This window comes from Pararhizobium sp. LjRoot238 (assembly GCF_964252955.1).
GTDB lineage: Bacteria > Pseudomonadota > Alphaproteobacteria > Rhizobiales > Rhizobiaceae > Pararhizobium.
In genome coordinates this window covers 1-17,842 of sequence record NZ_CAXUPP020000003.1, presented here as the reverse complement: position 1 = coordinate 17,842, position 17,842 = coordinate 1, and the positions used below count along the sequence as shown (strand labels likewise).

The window sequence follows — 17,842 nt, the reverse complement described above, 5'->3', positions numbered from 1 at the left end:
GAATAAATGGCAGCGAACCGCGCCCCGGAAAACCCGTATCTTGCCGCTCGCCAGGAATGGAGCGAACGCTATGGCTCCTATGTGAAGGCCGCAGCCGCATGGCGCATTGTTGGTGTGCTCGGTCTGGTCATGGCCGTCATCGGCTTCAGCTACGCGATGTATCTGAGCACGCAAGTGAGGCTCGTGCCTTACATCGTCGAGGTCGACAAGCTCGGAACCGCAGTGACGGCAGGCTTTCCCGAGCAGATCGAGTATGCCGATGTCCGCGTGGTGCGCGCCACACTCGGCAACTTCGTCACAAGCTTTCGCTCAATCACGCCGGATGCGGTGGTGCAGAAGCAATACATCGACCGCACCTATGCCCTTCTTCGCACGTCCGATCCGTCGACGGAGAAGGTCAACGCCTGGTTCCGAGGCAATTCTCCGTTCGAGAAGGCGAAGTCCTCGACGGTTGCCATCGAGGTCAACAACATTGTGGCGCTTTCGAACCAGACCTATCAGATCGACTGGACGGAATACGAACGAGACCGCAAGGGCAAGGAAACCGGCACGCGCCGTTTCCGCGGCATCGCGACCGTCGCGCTCACCGCGCCACAGGATGAGGCAACGATCCGCCTCAATCCGATCGGCCTCTACGTCCGGGATTTTGACTGGACGGCACAGCTTTAAGGGCAGGGATTCTTTCAATGAAAAAAACAGAATTGATCGCAGCCGCCGGCTGCATAGCCGGACTCTTGCTTGCGGCGGGCGCGCAGGCGCAAAGCATGACGAGCAACGAGGTGAAAGGAACAAATCTTTCCAGGAAGTGGCGCGGCACGCCGGGACTGGTCACGACGGGACCGGACGGAAAGGTGATCTTCCTGTTCGGCGAAACGCAACCTTCCGTCGTCTGCTCGCCTTTACAGGTCTGCGACATCGAACTTCAGGGTGGCGAGATCGTTCGCGACGTCCTCGTCGGCGACATCGTGCGCTGGAAGGTAGAGCCGGCCACCTCGGGTGCGACAGGCGGACAGGCCATCCATCTGATCGTCAAACCATCGGAGCCAGGGCTTCTCACCTCGATGGTCGTCACCACGTCACGTCGAACCTATCACATCCAGCTCAAATCCCATCCCAGCCAGTACATGGCGCGCGTTGGTTTCGAATATCCGGAAGACGTGTCGACCAAGCTCGCCGACATCAACGCCCGTCTCGAAACGGGCGGCATTCCGGGTACCGCGCCGGACAAGCTGAACTTTTCCTATTCACTCAGCGGCGGTGCTTTGTGGAAACCGAAGCGGGTCTATTCGGACGGGGTGAAGACCTACATTCAGTTCCCGAAGTCGATCTCCGGCCAGGAGGCACCTGTGCTCTTCGTCGTCTCCGGCGGTCAAAATCGCATTGTCAATTACCGGATGAAGAACGACATGATGACCGTCGACTATGCGATCGACAAGGCGATCCTCATTTCCGGCGTCGGTTGGCGGCAGCAGAAGATCACCATCCGGCGGGGAGGCTAAACCATGCGGAAGCTATTCGCATTCTTCATCGCGGTCGCGCCGCTCTCCAGCTGCCAAACGGCCGACGACGCACTCACCACCAGCTCGACCCCCGTGGCCGTCACCGGACCGGCTGCAAGCGCCATCGCCGGCGACATGGCAAGTCGTCTGGCTGAACAGATCGGCCCGGCAGGTGCTACGACCACGATCAAAATGGAGACGGACACATCGGAGTTCGCATCCGCCCTCGAGGCGGCCCTGAAGGGGTGGGGCTACACGGTCGTCACGGACGGCAAAGTCGCCAAAGACGTCAAGCCGGTCGAGCTTGCTTATGCAATCGAGGGCTTCGATGGACAGGTGCTAGTGCAGGTCTCGACGCCTTCCATCGCTCTTGGCCGCGCTTACACGCCGACGGCGGCCGGCGCGACGCCGGCCAGTCCCCTTTCGATCATGCAGCGCAACTGACGGAGATTAACATGGTCCAGTCGCTCCAGCTTGGCACGTCGAGCCAAGCCGACGATCAGCAGGGCATGCGTCGGCTCAACCGCCTGCCGATCATCGTCGCAATCATTGTCATCGTGCTGTTCGTCGGCGTCGTCGTGATTGGTCTGTCGCTGCGCGGGCTTTCCTTCAACCGTGGCGACATCGAGAGTGCTTCCAACAGCCCTGCGACCAGTTTCGGCGACCAGCTTAAGCGGGGTGTCACGGACGGCATTATCGGTGAGCCAGAAAAGCAGGAGGTGTTTCAGCCGACGCCGGTCGTCGCGGAGAAAAAGGAAAAGCAGGAACCGGTCGTCGAGCGCCAACCAACAGATCGACAAGATCGCCGACAAAGGCTCGAATCCGAAGAGGAGTGGAAGGCTCGCCTGAAGCGAGAGCAGGATGAACAATATATGCGCGAGGCGCAGCGGCAGCGGATGGCGCGTCTCCAGGCTCGTTCCACGGCGCTCGATTCGCCGCTAAAGGTAGACATTTCCGATGTCGAGAAGGCTGCAAGCTCCACCAATGACACCGGCCGCCAGCCGACAAATGCCGTGGCGAACAGCGCCTCAGACCTTTATGCCGCGGCCATGAAATCCGGCCTGATGGGACAGAACGTCGATCAGAACGGGCAGACGTCGAAAGAGGATTTTTTCAATCAGGACATCAAAGATCTCGGCTACCTGCCAAACCAGGTCGTGCCACAGATGTCACCCAATGAATTGAAGCGCGGTTCGGTCATCCCGGCCACATTGATCACCGGCCTCAATTCCGACCTGCCGGGGCGCATTACCGCTCAGGTCAGCCAGAATGTCTACGATAGCGCGACCGGCTACCGCCTCCTTATTCCGCAGGGCGCAAAGCTGTTCGGTCGCTACGATTCCAAGGTGTCCTTCGGCCAGGAACGGGTTCTCGTCGTCTGGACGGACCTCATTTTCCCGAATGGGTCTACCCTGCAGATCGGCGGCATGGCTGGCACGGACGCCGAAGGATATGGGGGCTTCCAAGACAAGGTCGACCGCCATCTCTGGAGGACTTTCGGTTCGGCGGCGCTGGTGGCAATCATCGGGACCGGGATCGATATGTCGATGCCCGAGAGTTCGACGCTCGCGACGCAGGATACCGCCTCGGATGCAGCACGACGGAATTTTGCCGAGTCGTTCGGCCGGGTAGCGGAAGAGACCATCTCAAAGAATCTGAACGTTCAGCCGACGGTTCGGATCCGGCCGGGCTACAAGTTCAGCGTCCTGGTCGATCAGGATATTATTTTTCCGTCTACCTACAGCGGCCGGTAACAAGCTCAGGAACCTCAGATTTCCGCTATTTCGGCGCGCTGGCGGGGCCATATCGCACAGCGATACCAGGGGCAGCGAAAATCTCTCCTCAAATTATCATATTTAGATCGTGAAGACTTGAATACTCGGAGGAGGAGAGTACACCTATGACTTGCAATGACCATAGCGCGACGAGTGGAGGCTCTCAACTGCGCAGTAGGAGAAAAGGCATTGACCGGAGACCTTCGCTCTCTCATCGACATGGCAGAAGCCGCGCACGATGAACGTATGATCAAAAGTGCCCTGAAAACCTTCGCAAACTCTTGTGGCTTTGAACGTTTCGCGTATCTGCAGACCGAAGGCGCCGAAATCCGCACATTCAACTCCTATCCCGAGGAATGGCAGGACGTTTACGTTGTCAGCCAATATTCCCAGATCGATCCAGTCGTGTGGGAAGCCAAGACTCGCATGCGGATGTTTTCCTGGACGGCCGATGATTGGCCATCTCGTGGAAGCTCCAAGCTCAGGCGCTTCCGAGACCAAGCGATTGAACATGGTATTCGGAGCGGGGTGACGATTCCCGTCGAGGGAAGTTTCGGGTCGACGATGATGCTGACGTTTGCATCCTCAGCGCAGACGGCTGACGGTTCTAAACTGCAGGATGCGCAAAAAGCGATCCGGGCGGTTCTGGCGATCCACTACCGCCTGAAGATCATCGCTGCGACAACGATTGTCGCCCCGAAACGGTTGCTTTCACCAAGAGAAGCAATGTGCCTCATGTGGGCGGCAAAGGGCAAAAGCGCTCCGGAAACCGCAATCTTGACGGGGATCAACCCGAGGACAGTGCAGCACTACCTCGATAAAGCACGCGAAAAGCTCGACGCGGCAACCGTTCCGCAACTTGTCGCGATCGCAAAAGACCACGGTCTGGTATGAGCGTCAGTCTTCGCCATCTGCGCCAATTTCAGGGACGTAGCCAAGCACATCAATGATTTCCGACAGCACCTCCTGCTGGGCTTCGGATTTTTTCTGACGCGCGACATACTCATCCTGCAGACATTTGAGTACGGCGGCGGAAACCGACGGATCGGCGCTGGCGCGAGTCCATTGCTCATAGACAGCCTCATCGGCGGCAATAAGATTGCGGTGCTCACGGATCGCAGCAATCGCTAGCACCTCTAGTTCTGACTCTTGCATCGAACTGTAGCGAGATGAGCCCACATCGTTCATCCGCTTCTCCCTAACTTCATTCTCTATCGCCCTGACCTAAGACTGCGGCTTTATGATATCGGTTGAGCGTCACCACAATATTCTCGGACAGTCATCCATCTAAGATTTCTGGATTAGGGGCAACTGGGATCCTGTGATGACTTCATCTCGCGCCTCCCCACACCGACGTCGAAGAGGTGCAGGGAACTTGAACGAGACTGCCTTGCTTACTTGCTCAAAAGGATTCGGCCCTCGCTTGAGTTGTAGAGAATACTCCGTGGTAGGATACTCATCAAGCCGCTGTTCTCTCGACCATGGAGATTCGAGAGGTATTTGCGCGAAATTTGCGAGCTGCACGGCAGGCTAAAGGCTTGTCCCAGGAGGAGCTCGCGCATCGCGCGGACATCGATCGCACCTACATCAGTTCGCTAGAGCGTAGCGTCTACAATGCAAGCATCGATGTCGTCGACCGTTTGGCGACAGTCTTGGGCATCGAAGCCTGTGAGTTGCTGAAGCGGCCTCCGAAGGAGCCACAGATGCCAACCGCCGAGCTTGACGATTAAGAGAAGTTGTCTTGCGGACTGCCGGGTTCATGCCCAGCCGGCAATGACGAGAATTCATTTGTGCCAGCACATTGCGAATTGCCCACGCATCATATATATTCTTTTGAAGGAGAATAATTATGGCTGCAGCACTTCGCGAATACACACCCGCTGAGGCGGCTGCCGTGAGTGAGATCGGCATTAAGTCGGTACACAACGCGATCGACAAACGAATCATTGGAAGACCCTCTACCAGCCACCGAAGCCGTGCGATCACTGACGACGATCTGCTGCGCCTGAAGCTCTGGTTCGGCGTCGGTTCGATCCTTTCCGCCGAACGCCGGAAGCGCCTCTTTGCCGCCATCGACGAAAATCCTGAAGCCGACACGGTCAGAGCGGACGACTATCTGATCGTCGACGTCGCGAGAGCGAGGGAGCACTTGGCCGCGCGTGGCGAAGCGCTCAGGGAAGCGGACAAGATCATCCACAGCGTGAAAGGCGTGGTTGGCGGCGAACCGGTCTTCAAAGGCACGCGCGTTCCAGTCCGAACAATCGCTGCGATGAAATTGCTAGGCGCTGCCACGGACGAGATCGTCGAGGGCTATCCGGCTCTCACGGCGCGCATGGTGGACCTCGCCGAAATCTGGGTAGCGGCTCATCCTGCCCGTGGGCGGCCACGAAAGTTGTCGGAGCAGGGACTGAAAGTGACGTCGGTGAAGCGCTTGCCTCTCGGAAAGGCCGGTACCGAAAAGCCCTCGGGCACGGCTTCGTGAAGTTTCTCGTCGACGAATGCCTGCACACATCGCTCGTGGCCGTGGCTCAACATCACGGCCACGATTGCTTTCACGTCAATTGGCTGGGCCTCAGCGGCGAGACCGATTGGGATCTGATGCCCCGGATCGTCGCGGAAGATTTTACCTTCGTGACGAACAATGCCCGTGACTTCAGGAAACTCCATGCGCGAGAGGATCTGCATGCTGGCCTGGTGATCATCGTGCCGCAGGTTCTGCCGATGCAGCAGCGGGAATTGTTCACGCTCGTTCTGCAGGAACTCGCCGGTTCTCCGGATCTGGTGAACGAGGTGATCGAGATCGCCATCGAAGAGGGCGAGGCACTGCTGACGCGCTATGCACTGCCAGAGTGAAGGTCAATTCCCGCCGATGCGGGACAGATTGATCAGAATCCCCGCGTGCCCAACGTCTTGCGCTGCCTCCAACGCCCCTCTTCCTCGGTGAGACGTATGCCTTTGCTGCGGCATGCGCAGACCGCATCCTTGAAGACCTATAGTAGCGCGTTGACCCTCTCAGACTGAACTTTCGTCAGGGCACGATGTTTTCGTACTGGCTGGCCTCCGCAACAAGCCCAAACATTATGCATCTGGCTCACACTAATTTCATGCGTCGGAAACACACTAATTTCATGCTTTTGGACTCGCGCTGAGTTCTCGCTCGACTGAACGTGCCTCACGCGAAGAGACGAACTCAACGCTATTGCTGACCACCAATGCGAGATAGATCGACCCGTATCCCCGCAGTGCCAATTTTCTTTTCGTCCGAAGTTTCTGCCTCAGTCCGCTCCGGAGCCCCGGCATCGACTGTATCCGCCTCCGATTTAAAGGCCCGCGGTTCCTCTTGGTTGGCTAGTGCCCCGCCGGGGTCATCCGCCTGAAACACACTCAAGCCCTCGAACTCACCGGTCTTCCATGCGTAAACCGCATCCTCGAAAATCTGCGGGAACACGTCTTTGCTCGTGGGGTTGCCATACCATTTCGCAACGATCCTAAGGACCTTGGCAAACATCGCCGTACCTTTACGGAGGTTTTGGCAGGCATCGACAAGGTCGGGTTTCAGATCCGTCGGTTCCTTCGCTCCCACGCCAGCGGGGAACTGGGTCAGCCCAACGCGAACGACCGCCTGACCAGCATATTGCCGTACGATCGCCATCGCCTCCTCGGCCGATGCCGCTTTCGGAACGAGGATCAATCGGCCGCCCGATTTGACGGTCACGGCGAAGGGATCAGCCGAGCCCGCTGCCATCACGAATTGCTCGACGATCGCGGGCTTGAGAGAAGGGTCTGCGCATTCTTTTATCAGGGCGGCGTCAAGCATGGTGTCTCCTCTGCGCTCAGGTGTTGAAGGCAATAACAAGCGGTTTTGCGAAGAGCTTTGCCCAGCCAGTGGCAGCGGCGCGCTGAATGGCGACGATCGACGTCCCTTCGGTCCACCAGCCGTTTCCCACGGCGACGACAAAATCCGGATCGTGGAGCATGGACTGGAGGATCGGCCATACGATCAGTTGCTCGTAGCAGATCAGAGGCGCCGCCCGGCTGGCACCGATCGGGACGACCGGGTTCGCGAAGAAATCCGCCCGGGCGCCGCCGCTCTCCCCAAACCAGGATCGCCACGGCTGCCACATCGAGCCGGGAACCGGCATGCGTCCGCGATAGAGGATACTTCCGCCGTTCCGGTCGATCGCGACGAGGACATTGTCGTAGCCGGTGGCATCGAGCACCGTGGCGCCGGCGATGACCGTCGCATCGCCATCGCTGAAGGCGCCGGTCCAAAGCCGCTCCACGGTCGGTGTCCAGAAACCGAGCGCACTTTCCGGCAGCACCACGAAGCGGGCGCCATCGCTGGCGGCGCCATGCACCGTTGCAATCATGTCACGATGGCGGTGAAGACCGGCCTCGCGGCCGAGCGAAGCGCCCATTTCCAGATCGACGCCCTGCCAGCCTTCCGGTAGTTTCGGGTCGGTCCAGATCGCGGCGGACCAAAGCCATAAGCCTGCTAAGGCAATGGCGACAGCTGGCCACATGCGGGTTACGAGGCCCGCAAGGCCAGCTGTCATGAAGCCCAATCCCCACCACCCCCAGCCCGGAAACAGAACGCCGGCGGCGGTGATAGGAAGCGCCCAGCCCGTGATGCCGAATGGCGGGATGGTCATGATGACGGCAGCGAGAAAATAGCGAAACGGACGGAGGCTCTCCTTGTTCGTCCAGAGCACCAGATGCACCGCGACAAAACCCAAAGACGCGCACAGCCAGAGTAACAGGCCCGGCCAGATATCCGACGAATAGAAGGTGGCCACCCCTTGCGGCAAACCACGTGCTGCGGCCAGGAAATATCCGGCGGAGACAAGTGCCGCGACCAATCTCGTGTGCGCGATCGACCACAGAACGGGAAACCCCAGTGCGACAGGAAGGAGCAACACATGGCCGCTCCAGCCCACCACGCCGACAGCAATCGAAGCGAATATCAGCAGCGCCGGCCGAAGGTAATCACGGCACATAGGTGAACACCTCCTGCGCCAGCCCGAGAATGCCGGAGATCGGCACCGGGCCAAAATATCGGGAGTCATAGGAGCCGGGGAATGCGGAATGCAGGAAGACATATCCTGGCGGTACAATGCCGCTCGGAAAGGGCGTCAACGGCCGGTCTTTTCCATCTCGTAGTGCGAGGCTGGAAGAGGAAACCCCCCGCCCATCCACGCTCACGCTGACGCCGATTTCGACATGCTGTCCTGCAACGGCGATCACTGTCTTGATCAACGGTGCGACACCGCCCGGGCAGTAACCAGAACGGAGATAGCCTCGTGCCCTCGCAGCCTGCATCGCCGCCGTTTCCGGCGGGCAGATAAACAGGAGGTCGTCGACTGCTGCCGGTCGATGAAGCGGGATGATGCGCCAAAGGCCGAGTGGCTCGCTCGGTGTCAGATTGATGCGGTAGCCGCAGGCGACGGCAGTCACCACCAGCAGGATGGCGGCCACCGCCGCCATCGACAGAACCACAATGGCTCGTCGTTGCTGCGTGGTCATCGACAGGCGGGTTGCAGCCTCGGTCATTTCAGCGAGAGCCCTTGGCTCTTGGTTTGCCGCAGCGTCTCGGCCTGCTTGAGCGCTTCCGTCGTTCGTTCATGAGAGCCAATTCGCTGGACTGTCCGCATGGAGTTCCACGCGGCCTGGACCTCCGCCTTCTGGCCGGCCGTCATTCCTGCTGTGACGGTCTCGAAAGTCTTGCCGCTCGTGTCTTTCGCAGCCAAAGGCAGGAAGGTCCGTTCCCCGAAACGTTCGGAAACCGCCTTGGCGAAACCTTCGAGTTCTGCTTTCACCATTTTGTCGGCGAGCGCGTATTCGAGGCCAGCCGGAAGATCGTTGCGATCGATCGCATCGCGCACGCGTTCGAGCGTTTGCTTGGCGGCTGGAGAGAGCGCCGGGATGTCGACCGAAACCTTGAGCCGGACCGCGCGCTCCTCCTTCTCATGTTTGAATTCGGCCTCGGCCCGCTCACGAAGGTAGCGTTCAAGATTTCGGGCGAGCGCCGGCACATTGGCGAGCGCTTTTTCCCGGTCCTGCTTGTCGCCACGGCTCGCGAGAAGACCGGTCTTGCCCTTGAGCGCGCCAAAGCTCTCTGGCTCGCCGGCTATCCTTGCCAGGGTGGACTGCGCGACCGACTGGTCCTTCAACATGGTATCGACATTGATCGTCTTGAAGGCAGCTTCCGGCTTCGCGTAGACGAGTTGGAAGCGGGTCGAGACGTCCTCCCATTGCCTCTTGAGCCCGGGATCGGCGGCGAGCTTGTCTTCGACAGCCTGGACGAGCGATTTCGGGAAGGTGGTGATGCCTGATACCATGGGCTTGGCCTCCTTGCTTGTGTCCGGGATGGAGTGTTTGTTGCTGCCGCGGACCAGTCCGAGTGCCGCACCGATGGCGGCAAGACGGGCGCCGAGGTCGGCGAGCCTCGAGCTCTGCCGTACGGCCCATTGGAGGCGATCGTGCGCGATCGTGCGGGCCACATTCATGAGGTGCAGGCCCCGCGCTTCCGCGAAGCGCAGCGCTTGGCCGTAGAACGACGCCTTCGCGTAATCGAGCGTCGTCTCCTTGGCGTTCCGGCGCGACAGGATCGGGATGAGGCCGCCGGATTTCGCGAAGGAGCGACTGCCGTAGTAGACGGCGAGATCCTCACGATGGCGCGTCATGGCCACATAGGTGAGATGCCTGTCCAACGAGAGCGAAGCAAGCACCTTCACCCGGTCGACGGTCGTGCCCTGGCTCTTGTGGATCGTCGTCGCATAGCCGTGGTCGAGGTTGTTGTAGAAGCGCTGCTCGATCGTGACCTGGCGACGATGTTCCCCTTCGCCGATCTCAGCGACGATCCGGCCGGGTGCAGCCTCAAGCACCTTTGCGAGCATGCCGTTCTTGACGCCAAGGCTGCCCTCGTTCTTGAGGAACACGATCTGGTCGCCGGTCGCGAACATGCGGGTTCCGTCCTCTGTCTTGAACGCAAATCCGTCTGCGACGACGCCACGCTCGACCAGCTTGGCGCGGGCCATATCATTGAGCTTTCGGACGTCGCGGCGAAGGTGTGCGAGGATCAGGCTGGTCTTCGAAGGGTCGTAGTCCCGGTCCCAAGCTGCGATCAGGCTTTCGACGGCCTCGTCCTTCAGTCTCGAACCAATCATTCGACCATGGGCGGTGTAGGCATCGACAGCCTTGCCGACATTGCCACGCGCCAGATCGAGCGAGGCGTCGCGCATCCATTGCTGGCGCTGGCGGTAGATAGTCTCGAGTTCGGCATAGCCGATGCGATCGACGATTGCACGGAAGGCGGCGCCCGCTTCGATCGGTTGAAGCTGTTCCGGATCGCCGACAAGGACGAGTTTGGCGCCGGCCCTGGTGACGGCTTCGACGAAGAGCGCCATCTGCCGTGACGACACCATGCCGGCCTCGTCGAGTACGAAAACGCATCTGTCGTCGAGCTGGTTGCGACCCTGGTTCCAGCGAAGCTCCCACGACGACAGCGTGCGGGAAACGATACCAGCTTCCTTCTCCAAACCTTCGGCGGCTTTGCCAGCCAACGCTCCGCCGACCACACGATAGCCGGCGGTTTCCCACGCCTCGCGCGCAGCCTTCATCATCGTCGTCTTGCCGGCGCCGGCGCGGCCGACGACAGCGGCAATCCGCGTGGCCCCGGCGACATGCTCGATAGCCGTTCGCTGCTCATCCGACAGACGGGAATGGTGCGCAAAGGTCGCCTGCAGCACCGCCTCACGGACGCCATGGGAGGCGCGACCGGAGAGCCAGATCGCGCGGTTGACCATCTCGGCTTCAAGCCGGATCATCTCGCGCGTGGTGTACTTCGCGGGTGTCCGAATACCAGTCGCAAAGTTGATCGGCTCGCGTTCGAGCCGGAGCGCTTCCGGACTTTGCAGAATGCGGACCATCAGACTTTGGAACAGAGCGGCATCGTCGATATAGCGATACAAGACCTTCGCAACATCGCGTTCGTCGAAGACGCTCTTTTCCCGGGTGATCAGGCCAAGCACGATCTCCGGACGGCGCTGGATGCGGCGGGCGTTCTCGCTGCGGCGCTCCTCCTGAAGCTCGACGCGTTCGAGCTTGCTCGTCGAACTTTCTGACGTCCGGTCGGATTGCTGCGCCTTGCGCTCGATAGCTGTGGTGCCGACGCCAAGGTGAAGGGTCGGCTCCAGGGCAATGCCCTGCTTTTCGAAGGAACGGCCGTCGACCCGGATATCGAGACCAGCAAGCGCTAAATGTTTGTTCTGGCAGGCAAACCAGCCGTCCCGAAAAGCGTTGAAGTCATCGACGTCTCCGGCCCAAAGCCCATAGACGATCTTGCCGGCACCATTGCGGATCGGCTTGCCGTCCGGGGCGAGAACCGCGACCTTCTTCGAACCGAACCCATCTTCGGTGAGTGGTCGCAATGTCGTCATGAGATGGACATGCGGATTGCCAGGTGCGTCGTGATAGACCCAGTCCGCGCCCATACCTTTCGACGTGATATGCCGCTCCACGAAATCCCGGACGAGCGCGATGTTCTGTTCGGCCGTCAGCTCGAGCGGCAGGGCTATGGTAACGTCCTTGGCGAGCTGCGCGTCGGATCGCTTCTCGAAGCCCTCCACTTTGTTCCAGAAAGCCTCGGATGCCCCGGCGACCGAGCGATCGGCAATCATGCTGCGCACCCATTTCGGCGCGTCGGCGGGGATCACGAACTCCTCGTGCAGGAGCCCCTGCTTGCGGGTGTAGTCGATCGTTCGAGCTTCCCTCTCGAACTCCATCTTGGCGCAGTGCCGGTAGGCCGCCGACAGGACGGCGCTGCGGCCGGAGCCACGGGCGACGACGCTGACTGAGAAGTGAGGGACGGCCACGGCGGAGTTCTCTCCCGGTTGCGAACGAAATCAAAGGGTTCGTCGGGAGCGGCGGCCCTGCCAGGCGCGCTCAGCAACACGTCGCGTCAGCGACGTATAATTGCGCCCTTGGAAGCCGCTCCTTCGGAACGGCCGGGATCATTCCCGAAAGCATCGCCGTTGGCGATTGTAGGATTCACAGTAGTGCGTTCCGCACTCTCATCCGAAAAACTGGCTTCGAAAGACACGCTTTCTCAGCCAGGGAGACAATCGGAATGAAGAAGCCATCCGCGAAAATCCGCGACGAAATCGCCAAACTGCAGGAGCAGCTCAAGATTGCCGAAGCCCGGGAAGCAGAGCGGATTGGCCGGATTGCGCTCAGGGCAGGACTGGGCGAAATCGAGATCGACGAGGCGGAGCTTCAGGCTGCGTTTGAGCAACTGACCAAACGGTTTCGCGGAGGGCAGGGCGCTACGACCGGAGGGAAAAAGGGCGCAGGCGATAGCAGCGGACAAGCATCGACCACGGCGGACGCGTCTGGCGCGGGCGCGGGCAGCGCTGGCGAAGCTTGAGCGTATGGCGAGGACAATGACATCCGACGCCCGCAAGAAGGACACGCGCGAAAAGATCGAGCTCGGCGGCCTGATCGTCAAGGCAGGGCTGCGCTACGAGAAGCGAGCGCTGTTGCTGGGCGCGCTCATCGATGCAGCCCGCCGCATCAAGGGCGATGATGGCGAGCGATCCAGGCTCACCGGACTTGGTGTGGAGGCCTTCGGCAATGACGATCAATAGGATTGCGCTCGTCGTCGTGCCGGCAGCGTTGATGATCCCGGTCGTCATCGGAATGACCGGGATCGAGCAGTGGTTTTCCGGTTTCGGTAAGACCGAGGCCGCGCGACTGGCATGGGGGCGGGCGGGCATCGCATTGCCCTATGTCGCCGGTGCGACGATCGGAGTTCTGTTGCTGTTCGCGAGCGCCGGTTCGATCAATATCAAGCACGCAGGTTGGGGCGTCGTCGCGGGATCGAGTGGGACAATCCTGGTCGCAGCAGTCCGCGAAACAATGCGCCTTTCCTCTTTCATGAAGACGCTGCCGGCCGACAAGACGGTCTTGGCCTTTCTCGATCCGGCAACGTCGATCGGAGCGAGTGCGGCGCTATTATGTGCCTGCTTCGCACTCCGCGTGGCGCTCATCGGCAATGCCGCATTCACAAGGGCCGAGCCGAAGCGCATTCAGGGCAAGCGGGCGCTCCATGGCGAAGCGGATTGGATGAAACTGACGGAAGCGGCAAAGTTGTTTCCCGATGCTGGTGGCATCGTCATCGGCGAGCGCTATCGGGTCGACAAAGACAATGTCGGGAGCCAAGCGTTTCGCGCCGACAGCGCTGAGACCTGGGGCGCCGGTGGCAAGTCGCCGTTGCTCTGCTTCGATGGCTCGTTCGGCTCGTCGCACGGGATTGTCTTTGCCGGTTCCGGCGGTTTCAAGACGACGTCGGTGACGATCCCGACCGCACTCAAATGGGGAGGCACGCTGATCGTGCTGGATCCATCGAACGAGGTCGCACCGATGGTCTCCGGACATCGCGGCGGAGCGGGAAGGGACGTGTTCATTCTCGATCCGAGGAAGCCGGACATTGGCTTTAACGTCCTTGATTGGGTCGGACGTTTCGGCGGAACCAAGGAAGAGGATATTGCCTCGGTCGCCTCATGGATCATGAGCGACAGCGGCGGCGCGCGTGGTGTCCGTGACGACTTCTTTCGCGCCTCAGCGCTGCAACTGCTGACAGCGCTGATCGCCGATGTCTGCCTGTCCGGTCACACGGATGAAAAGGACCAGACACTTCGGCAGGTACGCATGAACCTCTCCGAACCTGAGCCGACATTGCGCAAGCGGCTGCAGGACATCTACGACAATTCCGGCTCGGATTTCGTGAAAGAAAACGTCGCAGCCTTCGTCAACATGACGCCGGAAACCTTCTCTGGCGTCTATGCCAATGCGGTCAAGGAGACACACTGGCTTTCCTATCCGAACTATGCCGCCCTCGTGTCGGGAAAGAAATTCTCGACCAGCGACATCGCCGCGGGAAACACCGACGTCTTCATAAACATCGACCTCAAGACATTGGAGACCCATTCCGGTCTTGCGCGCGTCGTCATCGGCTCGCTTCTCAACGCCATCTACAATCGCGACGGACAGGGGCGCGCGCTTTTTCTCCTCGATGAGGTCGCCCGCCTCGGCTACATGCGGATCATCGAGACAGCGCGTGATGCTGGCCGCAAGTACGGCATCACGCTCACGATGATCTATCAGTCGATCGGCCAGATGCGCGAAACCTATGGCGGCCGCGATGCGGCAAGCAAGTGGTTCGAGAGTGCCAGCTGGATTTCGTTCGCGGCCATCAACGATCCCGAGACCGCCGATTACATCTCCCGACGCTGCGGCATGACAACGGTCGAGATCGACCAGGTGAGCCGCAGTTTCCAGGCAAAGGGATCATCGCGGACACGCTCGAAGCAGCTCGCCGCCAGACCACTCATCCAGCCCCACGAAGTTCTGCGCATGCGTGCCGACGAACAGATCGTCTTCACCGCAGGAAACGCGCCGCTCCGATGCGGACGAGCCATCTGGTTCCGGCGCGACGACATGAAGGCATCCGTCGGCACGAACAAGTTTCACATGATTGGGGACGCGCCAAAGCCTCCATGAGGCAAGCCGGCGCGCAGTGCAATCGGGCAAGGCTGATCCAGGAAAATGAAGAGCATCGGAGAAATCAGCATGGCGACGCCCGACGGGCGAGATTTCGGGAATTCTCGTCGTGCGACGGGTGGGAAACAGGGCAGCCGCAGGAGCCTCAACATAGTGGCCCGAAGGGGAGGCGGGATCGACTGCTCCCCGCCCCTCGCGCACCATTTTGGCGGCCACGCCGTAGCACGGAGCCAGTTCCTCCGTAAACGCAGATGAAACCGGGTCCGACATAGGGTGAGGCGAAACGAGGGATCGGATGATGGCGAAATTAAATGTGGTTCCGTTCAGAAAGCCGCCGAAGGCCGGAGGTGGCCGCGATCGGCAGCGCGCGGGTGGAAGACTGCTGAGATCTGGGCAGAACAGATGGCGTAAATGCTCGACGGCAGTTCTATGCACCGTGATCATTGCTGTTGGAAGTTGGCTTGCCTATGGCGGCGCCGACGCTCTCCCCGGTCTCACCACTTTGGCCAAGACACCGACGACGGATTCATTGTCGGCTGCATTTTCGATCTGCGATGGAAGCCATCGAGCGAACTGCGTCGTCGACGGCGACACATTCTGGTTCAACGGCCAGAAAATCCGTATTGCCGATATCGATACGCCCGAACTCAGCCCACCGCGATGCGAGGCTGAACGGATCAAGGGCGAGGCGGCAAAGTCGCGACTGCTTGCGCTGCTCAACGCAGGAAAATTCTCATTGTCGGCCGAGTTCCGAGACGAGGACAAATATGGACGGAAGCTTCGGACGGTGTCTCGTGCAGGCAATTCATTGGGCGATGTTTTGATCGATGAGGGTCTCGCCCGGTCGTGGGATGGCGCGCGACACGGATGGTGCGATGGCATGTGACGGCCGGTCATCAATTCTCCGCATGGGAGAGGGATAGGGGTTTGGGGAAAGGGAGGAGGGAACCGTCCCCTTTCCCCATGGGAGGAAGTTTGAAGGAGGGGCTTGCCCTTGCTTCATGGGTGAGCTTGAGAGGGGCGGCAGAGCCCCCTTTCATAGCCGCTCCGGCCGGTCGAGCCGGCTGGAACGGCTCACGCGAAAGGCAAAGACCAGAGGCGGACGGCCGCCTCTGGTCTCGACCTCAATCGCCCGGGTCGAAAGGCTCTTTGTCCTCAAGGCCGATGTGCCATCGTTTGTCGGACCACCGCGACGGGAGGTAGATCTCATCACCGCCAAAATGCGCAATGATGATCTGGTCGGCCTCATGGAACAATCCGAAATCCACCTTGTTGTCGATTGCCCAAAGCAGCGCCGCAGACAGAAATTCGCGCGAGATATCGGCGGGAAGATGAACTTCCGCATCGAAATGTCGGCGCAAGCTTTCAAGCCAATTCAGCAGCTTTTGATCTTCGCCAACCAGGTGAGTGTTTTGATGCTTTGTCATCAGAGTCTCCTTTTCGTTTCTGACGAAAGGTGTCCGCACCGTAGTCCGTGATGGGTCAGGGACCGCGGAACGCGGCCGCGCTGCGGCGAGCAGAGGAACCGATTTTCTCTGTGCCGCTTGCGGCGCTGGGAAAATTGGAGGGGCCGCGATGTCCTTGACGCCGGAACGGCGAGTGCAAAATGGGATGTCAGAGAGAGATAGAAACGCGTCCTGAAAGGACGCGACCGCTTGCCATCTCCGATGGCCATGGGAGGCTTGGGCTGTCTGCGGACAATGACATTTGGCAGAGGCGTGCTTCCTGCCGCGAGAGGATCGTGACCCGACGGGGCGGAGACCGCTTGCGGGCTCCGGTCGCAGCGCGACGAGAGCCGCGCGGCGTCGGCGCCTCGCCCGAATGCCATTCTTCACGAAAATGAATCGGTCGCACTTGTAGGATTCACATATGTCGTTGGACGTGACGGCGCCGTGCTACGATCATGCTGGCATGATTTCGCAACCCTACCAGCTCTATGTCGAACGAACGGATACAGCCAAGAACATGGCACGGTATTATGCCATGGAGATTGAGCAGACGATGTTCGGGGAGGCTTGCCTGACCCGGCGCTGGGGACGGATCGGCAAGCGTGGCCAGGAGAAGCAGCATGTGTTCGAACGGGAGGAGGAAGCGGTTCGACTGTTTCTCGAACTGTTGAAACAAAAACGCGCTCGCGGCTATCGACCACGAACCCTCCGGTATCTGCGACGCTGATGCCAATCGCTTTCGGTCTCTTATGTTCAGACAGACGCCGACAAGGCTCTCCTGATGGCGCGTCAATCGCGCCGGTTCCAGTCGCTCTCGAACGATACTTCGATCTCGACGAAGAACGGGATCTTGATTGCGAGCTTGAAGCCAAGCTTGCCCTTGCGGAAGAAGTGACAGATGATCTTGCCAAGGTTGCGGAGTTGGCGGCCGGTGGCTGCGAGGAATTGTGCGAGGCGTTGCATGGTGGTTTCTCCTTGTCGATTGCGGTTATCGCGAGGATTGACCGCAGGCTGGGACAAGGAGGGCTGCATCGGTACGGCCGCAGCGAAGCGGAGGACTTTTCGACACCTGAATTTTGGCGCGCGAGGAGACGCAAAGCGGCGGGGAAAATTCTGATGGCGATGAGTTGCTGCACGACGACCGAACTGCAACATTCCCGATGTCGATGACCTTAGTCGACAGGGACACCGTGCAACGTCTTACCCCTTTTGACAAATTAAACAGCTCATGTTTGGCTATGTTATCTGCCGCCCTCAGAAGGGCGGCTCGGCGTCGACGCTACCGTCCTGCTCTGCCCTGATAATCGCCAGCTCGGCTTGAGCTAGGTCCAGCTCGGTCTGGATCTCGCGACGCTCCGCAGCGTCGCATGCGTTGTTAAGCTCAGCCCGCAGTTCTTCGATGTGCTGTTCGTTCGTCATCGTCTCATCTCCATGAGTGTGTGAAAGACGATTTCGCAGGGCGGGAGGGGATGGCGGGGTCAGGGATCGCGGATGCGACCGCCTGAGGCGGCGAGTGGGGGAGCCGATTTTGTTGCGTAGCGGCAAAATTGGGGGAACCGCG

General features: G+C 60.0%; 21 protein-coding genes. 13 read left to right on the top strand and 8 right to left on the bottom strand.

The genetic code is table 11. From position 1 onward, the window contains the following. Window positions 1-6: 6 nt before the first annotated feature. The 5 genes from ACSQ3F_RS24770 (at window position 7) to ACSQ3F_RS24750 (ending at window position 4,168) form a co-directional block, all read left to right on the top strand. Window positions 7-669, top strand: coding sequence for a conjugal transfer protein TrbF (locus tag ACSQ3F_RS24770; protein ID WP_436102869.1), 663 nt, complete (start codon window positions 7-9; stop codon window positions 667-669). A 17-nt stretch (window positions 670-686) separates the two neighbouring features. Continuing rightward, a complete protein-coding gene (trbG, locus tag ACSQ3F_RS24765) occupies window positions 687-1,499 on the top strand; it encodes a P-type conjugative transfer protein TrbG (RefSeq protein ID WP_436102868.1) in 813 nt (270 codons plus the stop codon). A 3-nt stretch (window positions 1,500-1,502) separates the two neighbouring features. Then, the gene (gene trbH, locus ACSQ3F_RS24760) at window positions 1,503-1,943 is read left to right on the top strand and encodes a conjugal transfer protein TrbH (protein ID WP_436102867.1); all 441 of its coding nucleotides are present in this window, start codon (window positions 1,503-1,505) and stop codon (window positions 1,941-1,943) included. An 11-nt stretch (window positions 1,944-1,954) separates the two neighbouring features. Continuing rightward, a complete protein-coding gene (gene trbI / locus ACSQ3F_RS24755; protein ID WP_436102866.1) occupies window positions 1,955-3,253 on the top strand; it encodes an IncP-type conjugal transfer protein TrbI in 1,299 nt (432 codons plus the stop codon). A 210-nt stretch (window positions 3,254-3,463) separates the two neighbouring features. After that, entirely contained in the window at window positions 3,464-4,168 is a 705-nt protein-coding gene (locus ACSQ3F_RS24750) for an autoinducer binding domain-containing protein (protein WP_436102865.1), read from the top strand. A gap of 3 nt (window positions 4,169-4,171) precedes the next feature. On the opposite strand, the gene ACSQ3F_RS24745 is transcribed toward ACSQ3F_RS24750, so the two are convergent. Then, window positions 4,172-4,462, bottom strand: coding sequence for a transcriptional repressor TraM (locus tag ACSQ3F_RS24745; protein ID WP_436102864.1), 291 nt, complete (start codon window positions 4,460-4,462; stop codon window positions 4,172-4,174). Between the two features lie 293 nt (window positions 4,463-4,755). Here ACSQ3F_RS24745 and ACSQ3F_RS24740 point away from each other — a divergent pair, with 293 nt between their 5' ends. The 3 genes from ACSQ3F_RS24740 to ACSQ3F_RS24730 all read left to right on the top strand — a co-directional run bounded on the left by ACSQ3F_RS24740 (window position 4,756) and on the right by ACSQ3F_RS24730 (window position 6,127). After that, entirely contained in the window at window positions 4,756-5,004 is a 249-nt protein-coding gene (locus ACSQ3F_RS24740) for a helix-turn-helix domain-containing protein (RefSeq protein WP_040126052.1), read from the top strand. A 119-nt stretch (window positions 5,005-5,123) separates the two neighbouring features. Continuing rightward, the gene (locus tag ACSQ3F_RS24735; RefSeq protein ID WP_436102863.1) at window positions 5,124-5,756 is read left to right on the top strand and encodes a DUF433 domain-containing protein; all 633 of its coding nucleotides are present in this window, start codon (window positions 5,124-5,126) and stop codon (window positions 5,754-5,756) included. After that, window positions 5,753-6,127 (top strand): DUF5615 family PIN-like protein, encoded by a 375-nt coding sequence (locus ACSQ3F_RS24730; RefSeq protein ID WP_047620158.1) that lies wholly within the window; start codon window positions 5,753-5,755, stop codon window positions 6,125-6,127. Before ACSQ3F_RS24735 ends, ACSQ3F_RS24730 begins: the two co-directional genes overlap by 4 nt. Before the next feature lie 343 nt (window positions 6,128-6,470). Here the strand turns inward: ACSQ3F_RS24730 and ACSQ3F_RS24725 are convergent, their stop codons facing one another. Genes ACSQ3F_RS24725 through traA form a run of 4 tightly spaced genes read right to left on the bottom strand, consistent with a single transcriptional unit; the run spans window position 6,471 to window position 12,147 of the window. Then, complete coding sequence (locus ACSQ3F_RS24725) at window positions 6,471-7,091, bottom strand: TraH family protein (RefSeq protein WP_436102862.1); 621 nt, start codon at window positions 7,089-7,091, stop codon at window positions 6,471-6,473. Between the two features lie 16 nt (window positions 7,092-7,107). After that, a complete protein-coding gene (locus ACSQ3F_RS24720) occupies window positions 7,108-8,271 on the bottom strand; it encodes a conjugal transfer protein TraB (protein WP_436102861.1) in 1,164 nt (387 codons plus the stop codon). After that, window positions 8,261-8,824 carry a conjugative transfer signal peptidase TraF gene (gene traF, locus ACSQ3F_RS24715; protein ID WP_436102860.1) on the bottom strand — a complete coding sequence of 188 codons (564 nt, stop codon included), beginning with the start codon at window positions 8,822-8,824 and terminating at the stop codon, window positions 8,261-8,263. Before traF ends, ACSQ3F_RS24720 begins: the two co-directional genes overlap by 11 nt. Beyond that, window positions 8,821-12,147 carry a Ti-type conjugative transfer relaxase TraA gene (gene traA, locus ACSQ3F_RS24710; protein WP_436102859.1) on the bottom strand — a complete coding sequence of 1,109 codons (3,327 nt, stop codon included), beginning with the start codon at window positions 12,145-12,147 and terminating at the stop codon, window positions 8,821-8,823. Before traA ends, traF begins: the two co-directional genes overlap by 4 nt. A gap of 254 nt (window positions 12,148-12,401) precedes the next feature. Between traA and traC the strand changes: the two genes are divergently transcribed. The 4 genes from traC (at window position 12,402) to ACSQ3F_RS24690 (ending at window position 15,719) form a co-directional block, all read left to right on the top strand. Then, window positions 12,402-12,698 carry a conjugal transfer protein TraC gene (gene traC, locus ACSQ3F_RS24705; protein ID WP_436102858.1) on the top strand — a complete coding sequence of 99 codons (297 nt, stop codon included), beginning with the start codon at window positions 12,402-12,404 and terminating at the stop codon, window positions 12,696-12,698. 4 nt (window positions 12,699-12,702) lie between these two features. Beyond that, entirely contained in the window at window positions 12,703-12,918 is a 216-nt protein-coding gene (gene traD / locus ACSQ3F_RS24700) for a type IV conjugative transfer system coupling protein TraD (RefSeq protein ID WP_307235445.1), read from the top strand. Beyond that, the gene (gene traG / locus ACSQ3F_RS24695; protein ID WP_436102857.1) at window positions 12,905-14,833 is read left to right on the top strand and encodes a Ti-type conjugative transfer system protein TraG; all 1,929 of its coding nucleotides are present in this window, start codon (window positions 12,905-12,907) and stop codon (window positions 14,831-14,833) included. The genes traD and traG overlap by 14 nt, the downstream gene beginning before the upstream one ends. 436 nt (window positions 14,834-15,269) lie before the next feature. Continuing rightward, window positions 15,270-15,719, top strand: a complete 450-nt coding sequence (locus ACSQ3F_RS24690; protein WP_436102856.1) for a thermonuclease family protein — start codon at window positions 15,270-15,272, stop codon at window positions 15,717-15,719. 238 nt (window positions 15,720-15,957) lie between these two features. Here the strand turns inward: ACSQ3F_RS24690 and ACSQ3F_RS24685 are convergent, their stop codons facing one another. Next, window positions 15,958-16,299 carry a hypothetical protein gene (locus tag ACSQ3F_RS24685; protein WP_436102855.1) on the bottom strand — a complete coding sequence of 114 codons (342 nt, stop codon included), beginning with the start codon at window positions 16,297-16,299 and terminating at the stop codon, window positions 15,958-15,960. Between the two features lie 403 nt (window positions 16,300-16,702). Here ACSQ3F_RS24685 and ACSQ3F_RS24680 point away from each other — a divergent pair, with 403 nt between their 5' ends. Further along, complete coding sequence (locus ACSQ3F_RS24680; protein WP_436102854.1) at window positions 16,703-17,008, top strand: WGR domain-containing protein; 306 nt, start codon at window positions 16,703-16,705, stop codon at window positions 17,006-17,008. A 62-nt stretch (window positions 17,009-17,070) separates the two neighbouring features. Here ACSQ3F_RS24680 and ACSQ3F_RS24675 read toward each other — a convergent pair whose 3' ends face one another. Together ACSQ3F_RS24675 and ACSQ3F_RS24670 are read right to left on the bottom strand one after the other, a co-directional pair. Beyond that, window positions 17,071-17,244, bottom strand: coding sequence for a hypothetical protein (locus ACSQ3F_RS24675; protein ID WP_436102853.1), 174 nt, complete (start codon window positions 17,242-17,244; stop codon window positions 17,071-17,073). Window positions 17,245-17,535: 291 nt separating this feature from the next. After that, window positions 17,536-17,700, bottom strand: coding sequence for a hypothetical protein (locus ACSQ3F_RS24670; RefSeq protein WP_436102852.1), 165 nt, complete (start codon window positions 17,698-17,700; stop codon window positions 17,536-17,538). Window positions 17,701-17,842: the final 142 nt, after the last annotated feature.